Raw genomic sequence first — 18,869 nt, forward strand, 5'->3', positions numbered from 1 at the left:
CCGGCCGCGCCGCCCACGGAACGGGACCCGGCATGAGCACCACCGCCCGCACGGCCGCCCCCCGCGCCGTCGCCGCCCCCGCCGCGCTCGCCCCCCGGGCCAGGCTGCTGCCCTCCCTCGCCGCCGTCTACCGGGCCCAGCTCTCCCGGGCGCGGGTCGCCCGCATCCCGCTGCTCTTCGTCGCGACCTTCCAGTCCGTCGGCATCATGATCCTCATGCGGGGCGTCGTCGACGGCGGCAGCGAGGGCCACGCGGTCGTCGCCGGCTCCAGCGTCCTCGTCGTCGCCTTCGTCGCCCTCAACCTCCTCGCCCAGTACTTCGGGCAGCTGCGCGCGGGCGGCGGCCTCGACCACTACGCGACGCTGCCCGTGCCGCCCGCCGCCGTCGTCCTGGGCGCCGCCGGGGCGTACGCCTCCTTCACCGTCCCCGGGACCCTGGTCACCGCGCTGGTCGGCTGCGTCCTCTTCCAGCTGCCGCTGGCCCAGCTCTGGGTGCTGGTCGCGGTCATCCCGCTGGCCGGCGCCGCCCTCTCGGGCCTCGGCGCCGCCCTCGGCCTGCTCGCGCCCCGCCCGGAACTGGCCACCCTCCTCGGCCAGCTCGGCATGTCCGCCGCGCTCCTGCTCGGCGTGCTGCCGCCCGACCGGCTCCCCGCCCTGCTGGTCCTCGCCCGCGACCTGCTCCCCTCCACCTACGGCGTGGAAGCCTTCGCCCGGACCTTCGCGCCGCACCCCGACTGGGCGGCGGTCCTCGTCGACCTCGGGGTCTGCGCGGGCGTCGGCGTGGTCTCGCTCACCCTCGCCACCTGGGCGTACCGCCGGGCCGCCGTCCGCTGACGCCCCCTGGGCCACGATCGGCCCTCCCGGCCCGCGCGCGCAGGTCCGGGCCTGGCACGATGTCCGGGTGACCGCACCGCTGAACCCGCCCACGCCGCCGCACGGACGCCCCGGGTACGACCCGTGGCAGCTGCCCGAGGGGGCGCACCCGGACCACCATCCCGGTACGGAGCGGGACGAGCCGCTCGGCCGGGAGATCCGGCGGGCCGCGCTGACGGGCCTCGCCGTGGTCGTCCTGGGACTGCTGCTCGGCTTCCTCTGGTCCCGGCTGGCTCCGCACGTGCCGCTGGTCTCCGACGGTGAGGCCGTCTACCTGAAGGACACCGAGGGCGAGCAGGCCATCGGCGCCGACGGCACCTTCGCCCTCCTCGCCCTGGGCTTCGGCGTGGTCACCGGCCTCGCCGCCTTCCTGGTCCACCGCGCCGGCGGCATCGCCATGGTCTGCGGTCTCGCTTTCGGCTCGCTGGGCGGCGCCGCCGTCGCCTGGCAGCTCGGCACGGCCCTCGGCCCCAGCGGCGACGTGGTGGGCCACGCCCGCACCGCCGGGCAGGGTGTCACCTTCGACGCCCCGCTGGAACTCGGCGCCCTCGGCGTGCTGGTCGCCTGGCCCGTCGCCGCCCTCCTGGTCCACCTGGGACTGACGGCGCTCTTCGGGCCCCGGGAGGAGCCGCAGGCGCACCACTGGCAGACGTACGAGGGCTGAGCGCGGGTCCCGTGGCGGCGTGTGCCGGCCTCAGCGGGCGATCGGTGCCGTGACGGCGCCGGTCAGCTCGGCCAGTACCGCCGGGGCCAGCTCCACCTCCAGGCCGCGCCGGCCCGCCGAGACGCAGATCGTGGCGTGGCCGGCGGCCGAGGCGTCCAGGACGGTCGGCAGGGCCCTGCGCTGGCCCAGCGGGGAGATGCCGCCGCGGACGTACCCCGTGGTGCGCTCGGCGGCGGCCGGGTCGGCCATGGCGGCCTTCTTGCCGCCGGCCGCGGTCGCCAGGGCCTTCAGGTCGAGGCTGCCGGAGACGGGGACCACGGCGACGGTGAGCCGGCCGTCGACCTCGGCGACCAGGGTCTTGAAGACGCGGTCGGGGGAGACGCCCATGGCCTCGGCCGCCTCCTCGCCGTACGAGGGGTGCGCGGGGTCGTGCTCGTAGGCGTGGGTGGTGAAGGCGGCGCCGGCGGCGGTCAGGGCCACGGTCGCGGGCGTGCCGCCGGACTGCTTCTTCTGCTTCTTGGCCATGGATGCCTGCTCCGGGCGGTCAGTTGAGGCTGGTGGGCGTGCGGGTCAGCTCGGCGGCGGGGAGCGAGGGCAGGTGCCGGATGACCGCCGTCTCGCGGCGCAGCAGCGCCAGTTCGTCGCGGAGCCGGGAGGCCGTGTCGGGGGCCTGGAGCAGGCGCTGCCGGGTGGGCACGTCCAGGACGGTGGCGGCGGCGACCAGGTAGGAGACGACGGAGGGCTCGTCGGGCAGGTCGGCGTTGGAGGTCAGGGTCAGCTCACGCGCCCCGGCCAGACGCTTCTGGTACGAGCGGAAGGCGCGCAGGACGCCCTCGGCGAGCGCGCCCGCCTCGTCGCCCGGCTCCTCGGGCAGCGCCTCCGCCTCGGCGGTCAGGTACGGCCCCGAGGTGTCGATGGAGTGGAGGCGGACCCGGGTGGTGCCGGTGGCCAGGACCTCGTAGCCGCCGTCCTCGCGTTCGCGGATGGTGGCGGCGTCGGCGACGCAGCCGACGGCGTGCAGGGAGCGGGCCGGATCGTCCCCGAAGCCCGTCATGGGCCCGGCCTCCGGGCGCCCGGCGTCGTCGGGCATCCCCGGCTCACTGGGCGCCACCTCGTGGCCGTCGCGGATGGCGACGACGACGAACTGGCAGGGCTCGTCGGACTCGGGGTCCTCCGGGAGGGAGTCCAGGAGGTCGCGCATCATGGCGCGGTAGCGCGCCTCGAAGACATTGAGGGGCAGCACGAGCCCCGGGAAGAGGACCGTGTTCAACGGGAAGAGCGGCAGCCGGACGGTGGTCACGACCGGCAAGCCTAATGGTCTCCGGCCTTCTCGCGCCGCCGCGTCCCCCGCAGGGGCAGGCCCGCGGCCACTTCGATGCGCACCCCGTCGCGCGCCTGGAGGAACTGACCGAGCGGATCGTCGCTGATCCGGTCCCACGGGAAGGAGGTGGCGCGGGTGCCGATGAGCCGGGCCTGCTCCAGTGCGTCCGCCCACCGTTCGAGCCGGATCAGCACGTAGAAGAGGACGTTGCGGACCTCGGCGGGCCACGGGTCGCCCGCCGGGTACTCGGCGGAGAGGGCGACGGCGGTGTCGGCGGCCGCCTCCAGCCGCTCGCGCAGAACCGGGCCGCCCCGCCCGGGCGCGTCGGGCCCCCGGTGCAGCGCCCCGAAGGCGGCCCGCACCGGCAGGCCGCGGACGAGGGAGCCGGGCAGCGCGTCCTCGGCCGCGCGCTCGGCGAAGGCGAAGGACTCGCGGTGCGAGCCGAACCAGGCGGCCGACAGGTACTGGAGGGCGGCCACGTGGCAGCCGTAGTGGTACGAGGAGCGGCGCACCGCCTGCTCCCAGCGCGCCTCGAACTCGGTGTGCGGGGCGCCGGTGCCCCGGGCGTGGTCGAGCGCGATCCGCCAGGGGACCGGGTCGGCGGGCTCGGCCCGGGCGGCGGCCGCGATGAGCGGGGTGACGTCGTGGAGGAGTTCGGCCCGGGCCGGTGACTCCCAGCCGCGCCGGACGGCGAGTTCGGCGCGGATCAGCGCCACGTCGGGGTCGTGCGGCGCCGCGTAGCTCCAGGCGTCGAACCACTCCGGCCGGTTGCGGGCGAAGGCGGCGAGCCGCTGGACCTGCCGGTCGCGGGTCTCCCAGGCGGCCGCCTCGCGGCTGGCGGCGAGCACCTCGGCCGCCGGGCGGTGGTCGCCGAGCCCCGCCGCCGCGAGGGCCGGGGCCAGCCGGTCGTCGGGCAGGTCGAGGTAGACCTCCTCGTCGGGAGGCAGCCCGGTGGCGAGGCGGGGCGTGTGGGTCACCATCCGGGCCGTCCGGATCAGGGCTTGCAGCAGGGCCATCGTGCCGACCATTGAAAACCGCAGGTCGGGCCGGGGCCAGAGAGTCCGGGTGACGCTTTCGTATCGGTCAAAGGGTTGCCTGGGGAAAGGTCAAGAGAAGGTAAAGAAGGGTGGGGTGGGGCGAGTTGAGGCACCCCGGGGGCGCGCGGAGTTCAGCGGCGCGCCACCCTGGGTCAGCTGCGGCGCAGCAACCGCGTCGCTCCCGCCGCCACCGTCGTGGCGAGAATCCAGCCGAGCAGGATCAGCAGGGCGGTCACCCACTGCCACCCGCCGTCCAGGTGCCAGTAGCCGGTCTGGCCCAGATCGATGACGGGCAGCAGCAGGTCGAGGGTGAAGAGCGAGGAGCTCCATGGGGGATGCTCGTCGTCCTTGATCGGCGCCGGGTCGATCTGGGCGAAGAGCAGCGCGCTGACCGCCCAGAGCACCGCCATCCACAGCGCCGCCCGACCGGGCCGGTAGCCGTACGCCACCGTCCAGTCCTGGAGGTACCCCCAGAGGGTCCCGGCGAGGCCGAGGGTCTCGCGGCGGCGGCGCTGCTTGGCGAGGAGCACCTCGCGGGCGTCCGCGTCCTCCCCGCCGGCCCGCAGCACGGTGGCCAGCAGCTCGTACGGCTCCGGGTTGTACTCGGGAGTGGCCGCCTCCACCCAGGTCAGCCGCTCGGCGAGGGTGAAGCGGCCGCGCGGCACCAGGTTGTCGTAGGTGAAGCCGCCCATCGCCAGGCCGCCGGGCCCCGGCCAGCTCGGCGTCTGGTCCATCAGGTTGCCGACCTTGGCCCCGGACAGCACCACCCGGCCCTGTGCCGGGCGTTCGCACAGGAACCGCAGCTCCGGGGTCTGCACCCGGCGCAGCGACAGCTCCTGGTACTCCTCCATCACGAACCGGGCCTGGTCCAGGTCGACGGCGTCGCCGACCCGGCCGTCGTCGAGGCGCACCCCGCCCCGGCACTCGAAGCGCTGCACGCGGGTGCCGCGCGCCGGGGTGGTGCCGCTGGTCAGCGCCGGGTTCCCGACGCCCGCCGGGGTGAGGTAGAGAGTGCGGCCCACGGTCAGCTGCGGGGCGTTGAGCGCGCGGCGGCCGTACGGGTTGGCCAGGCGGCTGCCGCGCAGGCTCAGCGAGACCCCGATCTGCGCGCCGCGCAGGCTCACCTCGCCGTGCGCCTCCATCATCTCCGCCTGGAAGTCCTGGCCCACCGAGAGACCGTCGCCCAGCAGCGAGGTGCCCCGCCGGTCCCGGTGCACCACCGCCTGGTTCAGCAGCAGGTCGGTGCCGATCTGGGCGTCGGTCAGCCGCACCCCGCGGTGCACCCGGCAGCGGGGCAGGTGCAGATCGCCCTCGGTGGAGAGGCGGGCCGCCTCCAGGCGCGGCAGCGAGCAGTCGACCAGCCGCAGCGTGGTGAACCGCGCCTCGGGCAGCAGCACCTCCTTCTCGAACCGGCAGCCGATCAGCTCCACGTACGGCTCGACGGTGCCGCCCGCCAGGTCCAGCACGTCGGTGATCTGCACCCCGGCCAGCTTCAGCGAGGAGACCCGGCCGGGCAGCGGCTCGGGGCCGTGCAGCAGCAGGAGGCTGACGACGCGGGCGCGGACGCTGCGCTCCTCGCCCCACGGCAGCCCGCCGTGCGGATCGTCCAGCGCGGCCTCACCGGCCCGCAGGTCGTAGGTGCTGCCGTTGCGGAACGCCTGCCACATGCCGTACTCGGCGGCCGTCAGGCCCTCCGGCGGCTCACCGCCCTGTTCGGTGGACACGCCCCTGCCTCCCCGTGCTGTGCCGCGGACTCCTCGACGGGGCGGGCCCGCCCCGCGCGCGGCGCCGACGGGGACGGGGCCCGTGTGCCCACCGGGGCGGGCTCCCACCCCGGTGATGCCCGCTGAGTGACGAATTGAACGCTCATCGTCACGGAATGTGTCCGCCGGGCGTATCAGACGGTGATACGGGGCGCCGGTGACGCGAGGCGGTCTGAGAGAATTGCCGTGTGATCTCTCGAATCGACCTGCGCGGCGAGGCCCTCCCCGAGGGCCCGGCCCTGCGCGCTCTGCTGCCCCGTGCCGACTTCGACGTGACGGCCGCCCTGGAGAAGGTGCGGCCGATCTGCGAGGACGTGCACCATCGCGGCGACGCGGCGCTGATCGAGTACGCCCAGCGGTTCGACCAGGTCACCCTGGAGCAGGTCCGGGTCCCCGCCGAGGCCCTCACCGAGGCGCTCGCCGGGCTCACCGACGAGGTCCGCGCCGCGCTGGAGGAGTCGATCCGCCGCGCCCGCACCGTCCACCGCGCCCAGCGCCGTACCCCGCACACCACCCAGGTCGTCCCCGGCGGCACCGTCACCGAGAAGTGGGTCCCCGTCGACCGCGTCGGGCTGTACGCCCCCGGCGGCCGCTCGGTCTACCCCTCCTCCGTGATCATGAACGCGGTCCCGGCGCAGGAGGCCGGCGTCCCCTCCATCGCGCTCGCCTCGCCGCCGCAGGCCGAGTTCGGCGGCCTGCCGCACCCGACGATCCTCGCCGCCTGCGCCCTCCTCGGCATCGACGAGGTCTACGCCGCGGGCGGCGCCACCGCCGTCGCGATGTTCGCGTACGGCACCGAGTCCTGCCCGCCGGCCCGCATGGTCACCGGCCCCGGCAACATCTGGGTGGCCGCCGCCAAGCGCTACTTCACCGGGCTCATCGGCATCGACACCGAGGCCGGGCCCACCGAGATCGCCGTCCTCGCCGACGACACCGCCGACCCGGTGCACGTCGCCGCCGACCTGATCAGCCAGGCCGAGCACGACCCGCTGGCCGCCGCCGTCCTGGTCACCGACTCCGACGCCCTCGCGGACGCCGTCGAGAAGGAGCTGGCCGTCCAGGTCCCCGCGACCCGGCACGTCGAGGACCGCATCGCGCCCGCCCTCGCCGGGCGCCAGTCCGCCCTGGTCCTCGTCGCGGACCTGGAGGACGGCCTCAAGGTCGTCGACGCCTACGGGGCCGAGCACCTGGAGATCCAGACCGCCGACGCCGCCGCCGTCGCCGACCGGGTCCGCAACGCCGGGGCGGTCTTCGTCGGCCCGTGGGCCCCGGTCTCCCTCGGTGACTACTGCGCGGGCTCCAACCACGTGCTGCCCACCGGCGGCTGCGCCTGCCACTCCTCGGGCCTGTCCGTGCAGTCCTTCCTGCGCGGCATCCACATCGTGGACTACAGCCGCGACGCCCTCGCCGACGTCGCCCACCACGTCGTCACCCTCGCCGAGGCCGAGGACCTGCCCGCGCACGGCGCGGCGGTGAAGGCCCGGTTCGACTGGAAGGTCCCCCAGCAGTGAGCACCACCCTCTCCCTGGACCAGCTCCCCGTCCGCGAGGAACTGCGCGGCAAGTCCCCGTACGGCGCCCCCCAGCTCGACGTGCCGGTCCGGCTCAACACCAACGAGAACCCGTACCCGCTGCCCGAGCCGCTGGTGGCGCGGATCGCCGAGCGGGTCGCCGAGGCCGCCCGCGACCTCAACCGCTACCCGGACCGCGACGCCGTCGAACTCCGCACCGAGCTGGCCCGCTACCTCACCCGCACCGGCGGCCACCCGGTCGCCTTCGAGCAGGTCTGGGCCGCCAACGGCTCCAACGAGGTGCTCCAGCAGCTCCTCCAGGCCTTCGGCGGACCCGGCCGCACCGCCCTGGGCTTCGAGCCCTCGTACTCGATGCACAGCCTCATCGCGCGCGGCACCAACACCGGCTGGATCTCCGGGCCCCGCCGCGAGGACTTCACCGTCGACGTCGAGGCGGCGCGGGAGGCCATCGCCGAGCACCGGCCCGACGTGGTCTTCATCACCTCGCCCAACAACCCGACCGGCACCGCCGTCGACCGCGAGACGATCCTCGCCCTCCACGACGCGGCCCAGGCCGTCAAGCCGGCCATGGTCGTGGTGGACGAGGCGTACGTCGAGTTCAGCCACGGCGCCTCGCTGCTGCCGCTGCTGGAGGGCCGCCCCCACCTCGTGGTCTCCCGCACGATGTCGAAGGCGTTCGGCGCCGCGGGGCTCCGCCTGGGCTACCTCGCCGCCGACCCGGCCGTGGTCGACGCCCTCCAGCTGGTCCGCCTGCCGTACCACCTCTCCGCCGTCAACCAGGCCACCGCGCTCGCCGCCCTGGAGCACACCGACACGCTGCTCGGCTACGTCGACCGCCTCAAGGCCGAACGCGACCGCGTGGTCACCGAGTTGCGCGCCCTCGGCCTCGACGTCACCGACTCCGACGCCAACTTCGTCCAGTTCGGCCGCTTCGACGGCCCCGGCGGCCAGCACGCCGTCTGGCAGCGCCTCCTGGACCACGGAGTCCTGGTCCGCGACAACGGCGTCCCGGGCCGGCTGCGCGTCAGCACCGGAACCCCCGAAGAGAACACCGCTTTCCTCGAAGCGGTACGCGAGGTCGTCGCAGACGGCCTCATGAGCAAGGAGCAAGTATGAGCCGCGTCGGGCGCGTCGAGCGCACCACCAAGGAGACCTCGGTCCTGGTCGAGATCGACCTCGACGGCACCGGGCAGGTCGACGTCGCCACCGGCGTCGGCTTCTACGACCACATGCTCGACCAGCTCGGCCGCCACGGCCTCTTCGACCTGCGGGTCAAGACCGACGGCGACCTGCACATCGACACCCACCACACCATCGAGGACACCGCGCTGGCCCTCGGCGCCGCCTTCAAGCAGGCCCTCGGTGACAAGGTCGGCATCTACCGCTTCGGCAACTGCACCGTGCCGCTGGACGAGTCCCTCGCCCAGGTCACCGTCGACCTCTCCGGCCGCCCGTACCTCGTGCACACCGAGCCCGAGAACATCGCGCCGATGATCGGCTCCTACGACACCACGATGACCCGGCACATCCTGGAGTCGTTCGTCGCCCAGGCGCAGATCGCCCTGCACGTCCACGTCCCGTACGGCCGCAACGCCCACCACATCGTGGAGTGCCAGTTCAAGGCGCTGGCCCGCGCCCTGCGGTACGCCAGCGAGCGCGACCCCCGCGCGGCCGGAATCCTCCCCTCCACGAAGGGTGCCCTCTAACCGTGAACGGTGTCTCCACCGCGCTGATCGTGCTCGGCCTGTTCTTCCTCGGCGGCGTCTACTCCTTCTACAAGCAGAAGCTGCCCACCGGCATCCTCGTGGTGCTGGGGGTCGGCGCCGCCATGTCCCTCACGGCGGGCGTGCTCCGCCTGGACGTCTGGGGGTGACGTCATGACCACCAAGAACGTCGTCGTCCTCGACTACGGCTTCGGCAACGTCCGCTCCGCCGAGCGGGCCCTCGCCCGGGCCGGCGCCGAGGTCGAGATCACCCGCGACTACGACCGCGCCATGAACGCCGACGGCCTGCTGGTCCCCGGCGTCGGCGCCTTCGCGTCCTGCATGGCCGGGCTCAAGGAGGCCCGCGGCGACTGGATCATCGGCCGTCGCCTCTCCGGCGGCCGGCCCGTGATGGGCATCTGCGTCGGCATGCAGGTCCTCTTCGAGCGCGGCATCGAGCACGGGGTCGAGTCCGAGGGCCTGGACCAGTGGCCCGGCACGGTCGGCCCGCTGAAGGCCGAGGTCGTCCCCCACATGGGGTGGAACACCGTGCAGGCCTCCGCCGGTTCGCGCCTCTTCCAGGGCGTCGACCCAGAGGAGCGCTTCTACTTCGTCCACTCCTACGCGGTCCACGACTGGACGCTGGAGGTCACCAACCCGGCGATCCGCGCCCCGCACGTCAGCTGGTCCACCTACGGCGAGCCGTTCGTCGCCGCCGTGGAGAACGGCGCCCTGTGGGCCACCCAGTTCCACCCCGAGAAGTCCGGCGACGCCGGAGCCCAGCTCCTCACCAACTGGATCGAGACCCTCTGATCATGGCCAAGCAGCTCGAACTCCTCCCCGCCGTCGACGTCCGCGACGGCCAGGCCGTCCGCCTGGTCCACGGTGAGTCCGGTACGGAGACCTCCTACGGCTCGCCGCTGGAGGCCGCCCTCGCCTGGCAGCGCTCCGGCGCCGAGTGGCTGCACCTCGTCGACCTCGACGCCGCCTTCGGCACCGGCGACAACCGGCAGCTCATCGCCGAGGTGGCCGGTGCCATGGACATCAAGGTCGAACTCTCCGGCGGCATCCGCGACGACGCCACCCTCGCCGCCGCCCTCGCCACCGGCTGCACCCGCGTCAACCTCGGCACCGCCGCCCTGGAGACCCCCGAGTGGGTCGCCAAGGTCATCGCCGAGCACGGCGACCGCATCGCCGTCGGCCTCGACGTGCGCGGCACCACCCTGCGCGGCCGCGGCTGGACCCGCGACGGCGGCGACCTCTACGAGACCCTGGCCCGCCTCGACTCCGAGGGCTGCGCCCGGTACGTGGTCACCGACATCGCCAAGGACGGCACCCTCCAGGGCCCCAACCTGGAGCTGCTGAAGAACGTCTGCGCCGCCACCGACCGGCCCGTCGTCGCCTCCGGCGGCGTCTCCTCCCTGGACGACCTGCGCGCGCTCGCCTCCCTGGTGGACGAGGGCGTCGAGGGCGCCATCGTCGGCAAGGCCCTCTACGCCAAGGCGTTCACCCTCGAAGAGGCCCTGAAGGCCGTGGCATGACCGAGGCGGAAGGCGGCCGGGAGCGGATACGCCGCATCTCGTCGGGTGGCCCGTGGGAGGACACCGTCGGCTACTCCCGCGCCGTCCTGCTCCCCAACGGGCTCGCCCTGGTGGCCGGTTGCACCTCCGTCGTGGACGGCGAACCGGCCCACGAGGGCGACCCGTACGAGCAGACCCGGACCGCCTTCCGCACCGCCCTCGACGCCCTGGCCGAACTCGGCCTGACTGCCGAGGACGTGGTCCGCACCCGCATGTACCTCTCGCACGCCCGCGACACCGAAGCCGTCGGGCGTGCCCACCACGAACTGTTCGACGCGGTCCGACCCGCCGCGTCCATGATCATCGTCTCCGGCTTCATCGACCCCCGGCTGGTCGTCGAGGTCGAGGTCGAGGCGTACCGAGGAGCTGCCCGATGACCCTCGCGGTCCGAGTCATCCCCTGCCTGGACGTGGACAGCGGCCGCGTCGTCAAGGGCGTCAACTTCCAGAACCTGCGCGACGCGGGCGACCCCGTCGAGATGGCCAAGGTCTACGACGCCGAGGGCGCCGACGAGCTGACCTTCCTCGACATCACCGCCTCCTCGGGCAACCGCGAGACCACCTACGACGTGGTCCGCCGCACCGCCGAGCAGGTCTTCATCCCGCTCACCGTCGGCGGCGGCGTCCGCACCGCCGAGGACGTCGACAAGCTGCTGCGCGCCGGGGCCGACAAGGTGGGCGTCAACACCGCCGCCATCGCCCGCCCCGAGCTGATCCGCGAGATCGCCGAGCGGTTCGGCCGCCAGGTCCTCGTCCTCTCCGTCGACGCCCGCCGGGCCGAGGGCGGCGGCTTCGAGGTCACCACGCACGGCGGCCGCCGCGGCACCGGCATCGACGCCGTCGAGTGGGCCCACCGGGCCGCCGAACTGGGCGCCGGCGAGATCCTGCTCAACTCCATGGACGCCGACGGCACCAAGGACGGCTACGACCTGGAGATGATCACCGAGGTCCGCCGCCACGTCTCCGTCCCCGTCATCGCCTCCGGCGGCGCCGGCCGGGTCACCGACTTCGCCCCCGCCGTCGAGGCCGGCGCCGACGCGGTCCTCGCCGCCTCGGTCTTCCACTTCGGCGACCTGCGCATCGGTGACGTCAAGGGCGCCCTGAAGGACGCGGGCCGCCCGGTGCGTTGAGCACGCCCCTCCCCGGTGCCGCGGAACGGGGGAGCGGGGCCCTTGTGGGAGCCCGCGGCCGGACCGACCCGGCCCGCCCCCCTCGCAGGGCAGGCCGGGGCCCGGTTCAGGAGGCGCCGTGCGCCTTCGCCACCGAGGTCACCAGCGCGGTCAGCGCCGGTACCGGGGTGCCCGAGCGGTCGGCCTGGCGGAGCAGGGCGCGGCCGATGGCCTCGATCTCCACCGGGCGGCCGGCGGCGGCGTCCCGCTGCATGGAGGAGCGCATCCCCTCCGGGGCGTTGTCGAACTTGGCCAGCAGCGCGGACGCTTCCGTCGGTACGTCGACGGTGGCCGCGAGAAGCGCCAACTCGGCCAGCACGGAGGTGAGTTCCTCGCGGTGCTCGCTGCGTACGGTGCCGACCGGGGCGGCGTGCCGGGTGGTCAGCAGGGCGAACGGGGCGAGGAAGGTGAGCTTGTCCCAGAGCAGGGCGGTCTCGTCCTCGCGGACCAGGCCGCCCATGCCGGCGTCCTCCAGGAGCGCGCCGAGCGCCGCGACCCCGGCGGCCGGGGCGGCGGCACTGGCCAGCTCGACCCGGCAGAACGGGGTGGTGTGCTCGATGACGCCGGGCGCGGTCCGCGTCGACTCCGCCCAGATGACGGCGGGGACGACCTGCCCGGCCGGGTAGGTCTCCCGCAACAGGGCGACGTGCTCGAAGCCGTTGAGCAGCGGCAGGACCAGGCCGGAGCCGAGGGCCGCCGCCGGAACCCGCTGGAGCGCCTCGGCGAGCCCCGTCTCCTTGGTGGCGACCACGCACAGGTCGACCGGCTCGGTCAGCTCCGTGACCGCCTCGACGGGCAGGGTGCCGTCCCCGAACTGGCCGCTGCGCAGGGTCAGGCCCCGCTCGTTCAGCGTCCGGGCGGTCTGCTCGCCCGCCACCACGATCACCCGGTGCCCCCGGCGGGCCAGCAGCGAGGCCACCAGGCCGCCGATGCCGCCGGGGCCGAGGACCGCCACGGTCCACGGGGCGGGGTTCTGTTCCGTCGTCGCTCGTGTGTTCATGGGAGCAGGGTGCCAGAGGCCCCGCCCGCGCCCCTACCGGGTCTCAGAAGCCGAGCTCCTTGGTGGCCTGCGCCTTGGCGACGGCGTCCTCCTCGCCGTCCAGCGCGACCTCGGCGTGCGCCTGGCGGCCCATCGCGAAGAGGGTCAGCTCGCCCGGCTCCCCGGTGACCGTGACCACCGGCGTCCCCCGGTGCGCCACCGCCGTCCGCCCGTCCGGACGGCGCAGCACCAGCCCCACCGGCGCCTTGCGGCCCAGCCCCCGGGCCATCTTCTCCAGCCGGGACCAGAGCACGTCGGAGAAGACCGGGTCCAGCTCGCGGCCGGTCCACTCCGGCTGGGCCCGGCGGACGTCCTCGGCGTGCACGTAGAACTCGACGGTGTTGGCCGCCTCGTCGATCTGCTTGAGACCGAAGGGCGAGAAGCGCGGCGGGCCGGTGCGGATCAGCTGGACCAGTTCGTCGTAGGGCTTGGCGGTGAACTCGGCCTGCACCCGCTCCAGGCGGCCCGCCAGCGGCTTGACGAGCATGCCGCCGGCCGCGTCGGGACGGCGCTCGCGGAGCACCACGTGGGCGGCGAGGTCCCTGGTCCGCCACCCCTCGCAGAGCGTCGGGGCGTCCGGGCCCGCGGACTCCAACAGATCGGCCAGGAGCAGGCGTTCACGCTTCGCATGAGTCGACATGGGCCAAGCCTACGGCCGCCCCCGCCGCCTGGCCACGGCAGCCGCGCCCACTCACCCGCACGGGCATGTCCACGGGCCCGGCACAATGGATGCCATGAGCAGCAGCACACCCGGCCCCTCGGCCGGACTCGACCCGGCCGTCGCGGCCCGCCTCAAGCGCACCGCCGACGGTCTGGTCCCCGCCATCGCCCAGCAGTACGACACCGGGGAGGTGCTGATGATGGGCTGGATGGACGACGAGGCCCTGCACCGCACCCTCACCACCGGCCGCTGCACCTACTGGTCCCGCAGCCGGGGCGAGTACTGGGTCAAGGGCGACACCTCGGGCCACGTCCAGCACGTCAGGTCCGTGGCCCTGGACTGCGACGGGGACACCCTGCTGGTCAAGGTCGACCAGGTCGGCGCGGCCTGCCACACCGGGGCCCGGACGTGCTTCGACGAGGACGTGCTGCTCCCCGCCTCCTGACGGAAGGTCCTAACGGGAGGTGTAGCGCAGGGTGATCGTCTCGCCGTCACGGAAGACGATGTCGTCCGCGTCGCCCGCCCACAGCCGGCCGTCGACCCAGGCCAGCGGCGCCCCGAACCGGGTGTCCTCGCGCGGCGTTCCCCACTCGGTGAGGAGCTGGCCGAGGGTGAAGTCGCGCCACTCGGCCGACTCCACGTGGATGGTGCCGGTCTCGTCGTGGGTGTGCAGCGGGCTGTAGCGCGGGGTGGGACCCGAGCGGTCGATGCCGATGTCGGCGGGGACCGTCACCTGCTCGCCGTCGGCGAACACCTCCAGCGTGGTGTGGATGTGCATGGCCAGCTGCTCCGTGTCGAGCATCGTCAGGCCGGCCTTCTCCACCTGGGCCGCCGTGTTCTTCGCCGCCGGCCACTCCACCCCGCCCGCCACGGCGGCGGCGGGCCCCGCGGCCAGCAGCAGCGCCAGCGAGGCCGCGCAGAGCGTACGGCGCACCAGCGGCAGCGCGCGGCGGGCGCCGGGGGTGGAGGGAGCGGGGACGGAGGCGGGGGAGTGCTGAACAGTCATGGACCATGTCTAGCGGCCCGGGACCGTGCGCACGGTCCGCGACACGGAACGCACCGTGACCGTGTGCTGGTTGCCTCTATCCTTCCGCGCATGGATCTCGACACGTTCCGCAAGCTCGCCCAGGACCGCCGGGTCATCCCCGTCAGCCGCAAGCTCCTGGTGGACGGCGACACTCCGGTCGGCCTCTACCGCAAGCTCGCCGCCGAACGCCCCGGCACCTTCCTCCTGGAGTCCGCCGAGAACGGCCGGAGCTGGTCGCGGTACTCCTTCGTCGGGGTCCGCAGCGCCGCCACCCTCACCGCCCGCGACGGCGAGGCCCACTGGCTCGGCGCGCCGCCCGCCGGCGTCCCCACCGACGGCGACCCGCTGGCCGCGCTCCGCGCCACCATCGAGATCCTGCACACCCCCGGTGACCTCGCCGCCGGCCTGCCGCCCTTCACCGGCGGCATGGTCGGCTACCTCGGCTACGACATCGTCCGCCGCCTGGAGAAGGTCGGTGACGGCGGCCGCGACGACCTGCGCGTCCCCGAGCTGACCATGCTCCTCACCTCCGACCTCGCCGTCCTCGATCACTGGGACGGCTCGGTCCTGCTGATCGCCAACGCCATCAACCACAACGACCTCGACACCGGCGTGGACGAGGCGTACGCGGACGCCGTCGCCCGGCTCGACGCGATGGAGGCCGATCTCGCCCGCCCGGTTTCGGCGCCGCCGCTGGCCCTGCCCGAGTCCGAGCTGCCCGCCTTCACCGGCGAGTGGGGCGGCGAGGCGTACCGGGCCGCCGTCGAGGACATCAAGGAGCGCATCCGGGCCGGGGAGGCGTTCCAGGTCGTCCCCTCGCAGCGGTTCGAGACGCCCTGCACCGCCTCCGCCCTCGACGTGTACCGGGTGCTGCGCGCCACCAACCCCTCGCCGTACATGTACCTCTTCCGCCTCGACGGCTTCGACATCGTCGGCTCCAGCCCGGAGGCGCTGGTCAAGGTCGAGGACGGCCGCGCCATGGTCCACCCCATCGCCGGGACCCGGCCGCGCGGCGCCACCCCCCAGGCCGACCAGGCGCTCGCCGAGGAACTCCTCGCCGACCCCAAGGAGCGCGCCGAGCACCTGATGCTCGTCGACCTCGGCCGCAACGACCTCGGCCGGGTCTGCTCGCCCGGCAGCGTCGAGGTGGTCGACTTCATGTCGGTCGAGAAGTACTCCCACGTCATGCACATCGTCTCGACCGTCACCGGCGAGGTCGCGCCCGGCCGCACCGCCTTCGACGTGCTCACCGCCTGCTTCCCGGCCGGCACCCTCTCCGGCGCGCCCAAACCCCGCGCCCTCCAGATCATCGACGAGCTGGAGCCGGCCCGGCGCGGCCTGTACGGGGGCTGCGTCGGCTACCTCGACTTCGCCGGGAACTCCGACACCGCCATCGCCATCCGCACCGCCCTGCTCCGCGACGGCACCGCATACGTCCAGGCCGGGGCCGGGGTCGTCGCCGACTCCGACCCGGTCGCCGAGGACACCGAGTGCCGCAACAAGGCGGCGGCCGTGCTGCGCGCGGTGCACACCGCCAACCGGCTCGGCACGGCCTGAGCGGCCCCCTCCCTCACCCGCGCGCCCCCGCCCGGTCCGGCCGGGGCGTGCGTGAGGGATAGTGGAGGGGTGACTTCAGCCGTACCCCAGCCCCGAACCGAAGCCGCATCGTCCGGCGGGCCCGCCGGACGCCGCGGTGCCCGGCGCAGCCTCGCCCTGGCGCTGCTGCTCGGCGCCGTCGGCGCTGCGGTCTCCCTGCTCGCCACCCGCCAGACCTGGGCGCGCGGCAGCGTCGCGGTGGCCGGCGGGGACTTCCCGCTCACCGCGACCGGCAGCGACGTCACCGGCGTCCCCGCCGCCCTGGCCGTCGTCGGCCTGGCCGCGCTCGTCGCCGTCTTCGCGGTCCGCCGCGCCGGCCGCTACCTGGTCTCCGGCCTCCTCGCCCTCTCCGGCGCCGGCACCGTCGCCGCGGCCCTGCTGGGCGTCGGCGACTCCGCCGCCCTGGACGAGAAGGCCGCCGAGACCAGCGGCGACACCGCCGCCGCCGTCACCGGCCTCACCCACACCGGATGGCCGTACGCGGCCGTCGCCGGCGGCGCCCTGCTGCTCGCCGCCGGGCTGCTCGCCCTCTGGTTCGGCCGCCGCTGGCCCGCCATGTCCGGCCGCTACGAGCGGGACGGCTCCCCGCGTGCCCGCAAGGCGGCCCCGGCCGTCGACCCCGACCGGCCCGAGGACCTGTGGAAGGCCCTGGACCGCGGCGAGGACCCGACCCGCGAGAGTTGACCGGGCCGCGCCGCACCCCGAGCGCGCCGCACCCGCCGCCGTACGGAACAATGAGCGCCGGGACCCGCCGTCACGACGCGGCGCCGGGTTCACCCCGTAACCCTTTACAGCAACCGAGGAGCAAGACATGTCGGGCAGCAGCCACGGCCACACTCTGGCCGCATGGACCGGCGTCATCATCTCCTTCATCGGCTTCTGCGTGGCCGGTGTCTTCATGGTGATGGCCAACGTCGTCGGTTTCTGGGCCGGAATGGTCATCACCGTGGCCGGTGCCGCCGTCGGCGGCATCATGCACCTGATGGGCCTCGGCCAGAAGCGGATGAGCCGCGCCGCCGTCGAGCAGAAGACCGCCGGCGCCTGAGCGGCCGCCGCACGCGCAGCGGGGCCCCGCCGGTACGTCCGGCGGGGCCCCCGCGCGTTCCGGCCCGTTCGGCCCAGCGTCGGGCGCGGCACGGTGGGCACCGGGCGAGGCGCCGGGCCACAATGCCCGCGTGAGCGCTCCCGCCGACCCGGCCGCCCCGCCGCCCACCGCCCCGAAGCCTCCCGGCCCCGCCCGCAGGCTCGCCGTCCCCGCCGGCGTGCTGGCCGGCGTCGTCGCGGCCTTCGCCTACGTGGGCACCGTCGACCCCAACGAACCCGGCCACTACCCGGCCTGCCCGCTGCTGACGTACGCCGGGATCTGGTGCCCGGGCTGCGGCGGGCTGCGCAGCGCCCACGCCGTCTGGCACGGCGAGCTGGCCACCGCCCTGACCGCCAACGCGCTCGCCGTCGCCGGGTACGCGCTCTTCGCCGCCGGCTGGCTGGTGTGGGCGGTGAGCGCGGCCCGCGGACGGCCCTTCCGGCTCGTGTTCGGGCGGGTGCACGCCTGGGCCGCCGGGGTGGTCCTGCTCAGTTTCGGCGTGGCCCGAAACCTCCCCCAAGGGGCGTGGCTGCACCCCTGACCCGCCCCGGCACACCCCCGCTGAGCTGCGGCGCGACCGTGCGGTCCGGTCGCCCGGCCTGTCCACGGGGTGGGACCGGAGCCAACCGGATGCGCCTCTACCGCCCCCCGGCCGTTACCATCGCAGGTGCCTCCCCCTCCGCGGCGTCATGACCGGACGCGTCCGGATCGGGGCGGGGGGTCACCGAGACCACCAGCACTACCGTCCGGGAAAGGGGGCCGCTCGCGTGAGTGTGCTCGACGAGATCATCGACGGAGTCCGTGCCGACCTCGCGGAGCGGCAGGCGCGCGTCAGCCTCGACGAGCTCAAGGAGCGCGCGGCCGCCGCCCCCCAGGCCCGCGACGGCTACGCCGCGCTGCGCGGCGACGGCGTCAGCGTCATCTGCGAGGTCAAGCGGTCCAGCCCCTCCAAGGGCGCGCTGGCCGCCATCGCCGACCCGGCCGGCCTCGCCGCCGACTACGAGGCGGGCGGTGCCTCCGTCATCTCCGTCCTCACCGAGCAGCGCCGCTTCGGCGGCTCGCTGGCCGACCTGGAGGCGGTCCGCGCCAAGGTCGACATCCCCGTCCTGCGCAAGGACTTCATCGTCACCGCCTACCAGCTGTGGGAGGCCCGCGCGTACGGCGCCGACCTCGCACTGCTGATCGTCGCCGCCCTCGACCAGCCCGCGCTGGTCTCCCTGATCGAGCGCGCCGAGTCCATCGGGCTCACCCCGCTCGTCGAGGTGCACGACGAGGAGGAGGCCGAGCGCGCCCTGGAGGCCGGCGCCCGCGTCATCGGCGTCAACGCCCGCAACCTCAAGACCCTCAAGGTCGACCGCGACACCTTCGAGCGCGTCGCCCCCGAGATCCCCGCCGACCGCGTCCGGATCGCCGAGTCGGGCGTCCGCGGCCCGCACGACCTCATCGCCTACGCCAACGCCGGCGCCGACGCCGTCCTGGTCGGCGAGTCGCTGGTCACCGGCCGCGACCCGAAGGCCGCCGTGGCCGACCTGGTCGCCGCCGGCGCCCACCCGGCGCTGCGGCACGGACGGAGCTGACCCACCCCATGCCCCTGGCCCGACCCCGGCGTGCCACGCCGGCCGCCTGCGGACCGCCGCGCCTGATGCGCGGCTGCCGTCCGCGAGGCTGCCGCGCGCCCGCCCGCCGGGTCCACGGGCGCAGGGTGCGGTACGTCATCGGGGACGAGCCCGGACAGGTCAACGGCATGCGATGGTGCCGCTGAGCGACAGCTCAGCGACCGCCCCCCTCTTCCGGCCCCGGCGCACCCGCGCGCCCGGCCGCCG

At 74.7% G+C, this 18,869-nt stretch carries 24 protein-coding genes; 17 read left to right on the top strand and 7 right to left on the bottom strand.

Translation table 11 applies throughout. From position 1 onward, the window contains the following. Positions 1 to 32 precede the first annotated feature (32 nt). Positions 33 to 833: an ABC transporter permease gene (locus tag OIM89_RS23860; RefSeq protein ID WP_264491609.1), complete on the top strand. Its 801-nt coding sequence runs from the start codon at positions 33 to 35 to the stop codon at positions 831 to 833. A 67-nt stretch (positions 834 to 900) separates the two neighbouring features. Continuing rightward, on the top strand, positions 901 to 1,536 hold the full coding sequence (locus OIM89_RS23865; protein WP_257203539.1) for an AAA family ATPase: 636 nt from the start codon (positions 901 to 903) through the stop codon (positions 1,534 to 1,536). A gap of 30 nt (positions 1,537 to 1,566) precedes the next feature. Here OIM89_RS23865 and ybaK read toward each other — a convergent pair whose 3' ends face one another. The 4 genes from ybaK to OIM89_RS23885 all read right to left on the bottom strand — a co-directional run bounded on the left by ybaK (position 1,567) and on the right by OIM89_RS23885 (position 5,618). Beyond that, the gene (gene ybaK, locus OIM89_RS23870) at positions 1,567 to 2,061 is read right to left on the bottom strand and encodes a Cys-tRNA(Pro) deacylase (RefSeq protein WP_030698529.1); all 495 of its coding nucleotides are present in this window, start codon (positions 2,059 to 2,061) and stop codon (positions 1,567 to 1,569) included. 19 nt (positions 2,062 to 2,080) lie between these two features. Beyond that, a complete protein-coding gene (locus tag OIM89_RS23875) occupies positions 2,081 to 2,836 on the bottom strand; it encodes an LON peptidase substrate-binding domain-containing protein (protein WP_030698530.1) in 756 nt (251 codons plus the stop codon). An 11-nt stretch (positions 2,837 to 2,847) separates the two neighbouring features. Next, on the bottom strand, positions 2,848 to 3,885 hold the full coding sequence (locus OIM89_RS23880; protein ID WP_030698531.1) for a hypothetical protein: 1,038 nt from the start codon (positions 3,883 to 3,885) through the stop codon (positions 2,848 to 2,850). 161 nt (positions 3,886 to 4,046) lie between these two features. After that, a complete protein-coding gene (locus OIM89_RS23885) occupies positions 4,047 to 5,618 on the bottom strand; it encodes a hypothetical protein (protein ID WP_047469133.1) in 1,572 nt (523 codons plus the stop codon). 227 nt (positions 5,619 to 5,845) lie between these two features. On the opposite strand from OIM89_RS23885, the gene hisD reads away from it, so the two are divergent. The 8 genes from hisD to hisF are packed head-to-tail and all read left to right on the top strand — an operon-like array spanning position 5,846 to position 11,600. After that, a complete protein-coding gene (gene hisD / locus OIM89_RS23890) occupies positions 5,846 to 7,168 on the top strand; it encodes a histidinol dehydrogenase (protein ID WP_030698533.1) in 1,323 nt (440 codons plus the stop codon). Further along, positions 7,165 to 8,304, top strand: a complete 1,140-nt coding sequence (locus OIM89_RS23895) for a histidinol-phosphate transaminase (RefSeq protein ID WP_175457214.1) — start codon at positions 7,165 to 7,167, stop codon at positions 8,302 to 8,304. The genes hisD and OIM89_RS23895 overlap by 4 nt, the downstream gene beginning before the upstream one ends. Beyond that, positions 8,301 to 8,894, top strand: coding sequence for an imidazoleglycerol-phosphate dehydratase HisB (hisB, locus tag OIM89_RS23900; protein WP_003947550.1), 594 nt, complete (start codon positions 8,301 to 8,303; stop codon positions 8,892 to 8,894). Before OIM89_RS23895 ends, hisB begins: the two co-directional genes overlap by 4 nt. A 2-nt stretch (positions 8,895 to 8,896) precedes the next feature. After that, the gene (locus OIM89_RS23905; RefSeq protein WP_030698535.1) at positions 8,897 to 9,061 is read left to right on the top strand and encodes a hypothetical protein; all 165 of its coding nucleotides are present in this window, start codon (positions 8,897 to 8,899) and stop codon (positions 9,059 to 9,061) included. A gap of 4 nt (positions 9,062 to 9,065) precedes the next feature. Further along, positions 9,066 to 9,704 (top strand): imidazole glycerol phosphate synthase subunit HisH, encoded by a 639-nt coding sequence (gene hisH, locus OIM89_RS23910; RefSeq protein WP_030698536.1) that lies wholly within the window; start codon positions 9,066 to 9,068, stop codon positions 9,702 to 9,704. 2 nt (positions 9,705 to 9,706) lie between these two features. Further along, the gene (gene priA, locus OIM89_RS23915; RefSeq protein WP_030698537.1) at positions 9,707 to 10,432 is read left to right on the top strand and encodes a bifunctional 1-(5-phosphoribosyl)-5-((5-phosphoribosylamino)methylideneamino)imidazole-4-carboxamide isomerase/phosphoribosylanthranilate isomerase PriA; all 726 of its coding nucleotides are present in this window, start codon (positions 9,707 to 9,709) and stop codon (positions 10,430 to 10,432) included. Further along, positions 10,429 to 10,848 (top strand): RidA family protein, encoded by a 420-nt coding sequence (locus tag OIM89_RS23920; protein ID WP_175457212.1) that lies wholly within the window; start codon positions 10,429 to 10,431, stop codon positions 10,846 to 10,848. Before priA ends, OIM89_RS23920 begins: the two co-directional genes overlap by 4 nt. Next, a complete protein-coding gene (hisF, locus tag OIM89_RS23925; protein WP_030698539.1) occupies positions 10,845 to 11,600 on the top strand; it encodes an imidazole glycerol phosphate synthase subunit HisF in 756 nt (251 codons plus the stop codon). The genes OIM89_RS23920 and hisF overlap by 4 nt, the downstream gene beginning before the upstream one ends. 106 nt (positions 11,601 to 11,706) lie before the next feature. On the opposite strand, the gene OIM89_RS23930 is transcribed toward hisF, so the two are convergent. Together OIM89_RS23930 and OIM89_RS23935 are read right to left on the bottom strand one after the other, a co-directional pair. Next, positions 11,707 to 12,639: a ketopantoate reductase family protein gene (locus OIM89_RS23930; RefSeq protein ID WP_051727231.1), complete on the bottom strand. Its 933-nt coding sequence runs from the start codon at positions 12,637 to 12,639 to the stop codon at positions 11,707 to 11,709. 43 nt (positions 12,640 to 12,682) lie between these two features. Continuing rightward, positions 12,683 to 13,318: a TIGR03085 family metal-binding protein gene (locus OIM89_RS23935; RefSeq protein ID WP_030698541.1), complete on the bottom strand. Its 636-nt coding sequence runs from the start codon at positions 13,316 to 13,318 to the stop codon at positions 12,683 to 12,685. A gap of 94 nt (positions 13,319 to 13,412) precedes the next feature. Between OIM89_RS23935 and hisI the strand changes: the two genes are divergently transcribed. After that, entirely contained in the window at positions 13,413 to 13,784 is a 372-nt protein-coding gene (gene hisI / locus OIM89_RS23940) for a phosphoribosyl-AMP cyclohydrolase (RefSeq protein WP_008408746.1), read from the top strand. A gap of 9 nt (positions 13,785 to 13,793) precedes the next feature. Here the strand turns inward: hisI and OIM89_RS23945 are convergent, their stop codons facing one another. Beyond that, positions 13,794 to 14,345 carry a hypothetical protein gene (locus tag OIM89_RS23945; protein WP_030698542.1) on the bottom strand — a complete coding sequence of 184 codons (552 nt, stop codon included), beginning with the start codon at positions 14,343 to 14,345 and terminating at the stop codon, positions 13,794 to 13,796. Between the two features lie 90 nt (positions 14,346 to 14,435). On the opposite strand from OIM89_RS23945, the gene OIM89_RS23950 reads away from it, so the two are divergent. The 6 genes from OIM89_RS23950 (at position 14,436) to trpM (ending at position 18,808) form a co-directional block, all read left to right on the top strand. After that, entirely contained in the window at positions 14,436 to 15,923 is a 1,488-nt protein-coding gene (locus tag OIM89_RS23950) for an anthranilate synthase component I (protein WP_030698543.1), read from the top strand. Between the two features lie 69 nt (positions 15,924 to 15,992). Next, a complete protein-coding gene (locus OIM89_RS23955; protein WP_030698544.1) occupies positions 15,993 to 16,646 on the top strand; it encodes a TIGR02234 family membrane protein in 654 nt (217 codons plus the stop codon). A 127-nt stretch (positions 16,647 to 16,773) separates the two neighbouring features. Next, entirely contained in the window at positions 16,774 to 17,007 is a 234-nt protein-coding gene (locus tag OIM89_RS23960; protein WP_047142584.1) for an HGxxPAAW family protein, read from the top strand. 130 nt (positions 17,008 to 17,137) lie between these two features. Then, the gene (locus OIM89_RS23965) at positions 17,138 to 17,587 is read left to right on the top strand and encodes a DUF2752 domain-containing protein (RefSeq protein WP_030698546.1); all 450 of its coding nucleotides are present in this window, start codon (positions 17,138 to 17,140) and stop codon (positions 17,585 to 17,587) included. Positions 17,588 to 17,813: 226 nt separating this feature from the next. Next, entirely contained in the window at positions 17,814 to 18,623 is an 810-nt protein-coding gene (trpC, locus tag OIM89_RS23970; RefSeq protein WP_047469120.1) for an indole-3-glycerol phosphate synthase TrpC, read from the top strand. A gap of 8 nt (positions 18,624 to 18,631) precedes the next feature. Continuing rightward, positions 18,632 to 18,808 carry a tryptophan biosynthesis modulator TrpM gene (trpM, locus tag OIM89_RS30080; protein WP_087776441.1) on the top strand — a complete coding sequence of 59 codons (177 nt, stop codon included), beginning with the start codon at positions 18,632 to 18,634 and terminating at the stop codon, positions 18,806 to 18,808. Positions 18,809 to 18,869: the final 61 nt, after the last annotated feature.

It is taken from the genome of Streptomyces sp. BI87, from assembly GCF_025957665.1.
Classification (GTDB): domain Bacteria; phylum Actinomycetota; class Actinomycetes; order Streptomycetales; family Streptomycetaceae; genus Streptomyces; species Streptomyces albidoflavus.

What these genes read in the sequence shown, in the direction of transcription:
- OIM89_RS23930 (WP_051727231.1), bottom strand. Translation starts at nt 12,639, where the DNA reads ATGAACACACGAGCGACGACGGAACAGAACCCCGCCCCGTGGACCGTG.
- OIM89_RS23935 (WP_030698541.1), bottom strand. Translation starts at nt 13,318, where the DNA reads ATGTCGACTCATGCGAAGCGTGAACGCCTGCTCCTGGCCGATCTGTTG.
- OIM89_RS23960 (WP_047142584.1), top strand. Translation starts at nt 16,774, where the DNA reads ATGTCGGGCAGCAGCCACGGCCACACTCTGGCCGCATGGACCGGCGTC.
- OIM89_RS23920 (WP_175457212.1), top strand. Translation starts at nt 10,429, where the DNA reads ATGACCGAGGCGGAAGGCGGCCGGGAGCGGATACGCCGCATCTCGTCG.
- OIM89_RS23860 (WP_264491609.1), top strand. Translation starts at nt 33, where the DNA reads ATGAGCACCACCGCCCGCACGGCCGCCCCCCGCGCCGTCGCCGCCCCC.
- priA (WP_030698537.1), top strand. Translation starts at nt 9,707, where the DNA reads ATGGCCAAGCAGCTCGAACTCCTCCCCGCCGTCGACGTCCGCGACGGC.
- hisH (WP_030698536.1), top strand. Translation starts at nt 9,066, where the DNA reads ATGACCACCAAGAACGTCGTCGTCCTCGACTACGGCTTCGGCAACGTC.
- OIM89_RS23950 (WP_030698543.1), top strand. Translation starts at nt 14,436, where the DNA reads ATGGATCTCGACACGTTCCGCAAGCTCGCCCAGGACCGCCGGGTCATC.
- OIM89_RS23880 (WP_030698531.1), bottom strand. Translation starts at nt 3,885, where the DNA reads ATGGTCGGCACGATGGCCCTGCTGCAAGCCCTGATCCGGACGGCCCGG.
- hisF (WP_030698539.1), top strand. Translation starts at nt 10,845, where the DNA reads ATGACCCTCGCGGTCCGAGTCATCCCCTGCCTGGACGTGGACAGCGGC.
- OIM89_RS23945 (WP_030698542.1), bottom strand. Translation starts at nt 14,345, where the DNA reads ATGACTGTTCAGCACTCCCCCGCCTCCGTCCCCGCTCCCTCCACCCCC.
- trpM (WP_087776441.1), top strand. Translation starts at nt 18,632, where the DNA reads ATGCCCCTGGCCCGACCCCGGCGTGCCACGCCGGCCGCCTGCGGACCG.
- hisI (WP_008408746.1), top strand. Translation starts at nt 13,413, where the DNA reads ATGAGCAGCAGCACACCCGGCCCCTCGGCCGGACTCGACCCGGCCGTC.
- hisB (WP_003947550.1), top strand. Translation starts at nt 8,301, where the DNA reads ATGAGCCGCGTCGGGCGCGTCGAGCGCACCACCAAGGAGACCTCGGTC.
- ybaK (WP_030698529.1), bottom strand. Translation starts at nt 2,061, where the DNA reads ATGGCCAAGAAGCAGAAGAAGCAGTCCGGCGGCACGCCCGCGACCGTG.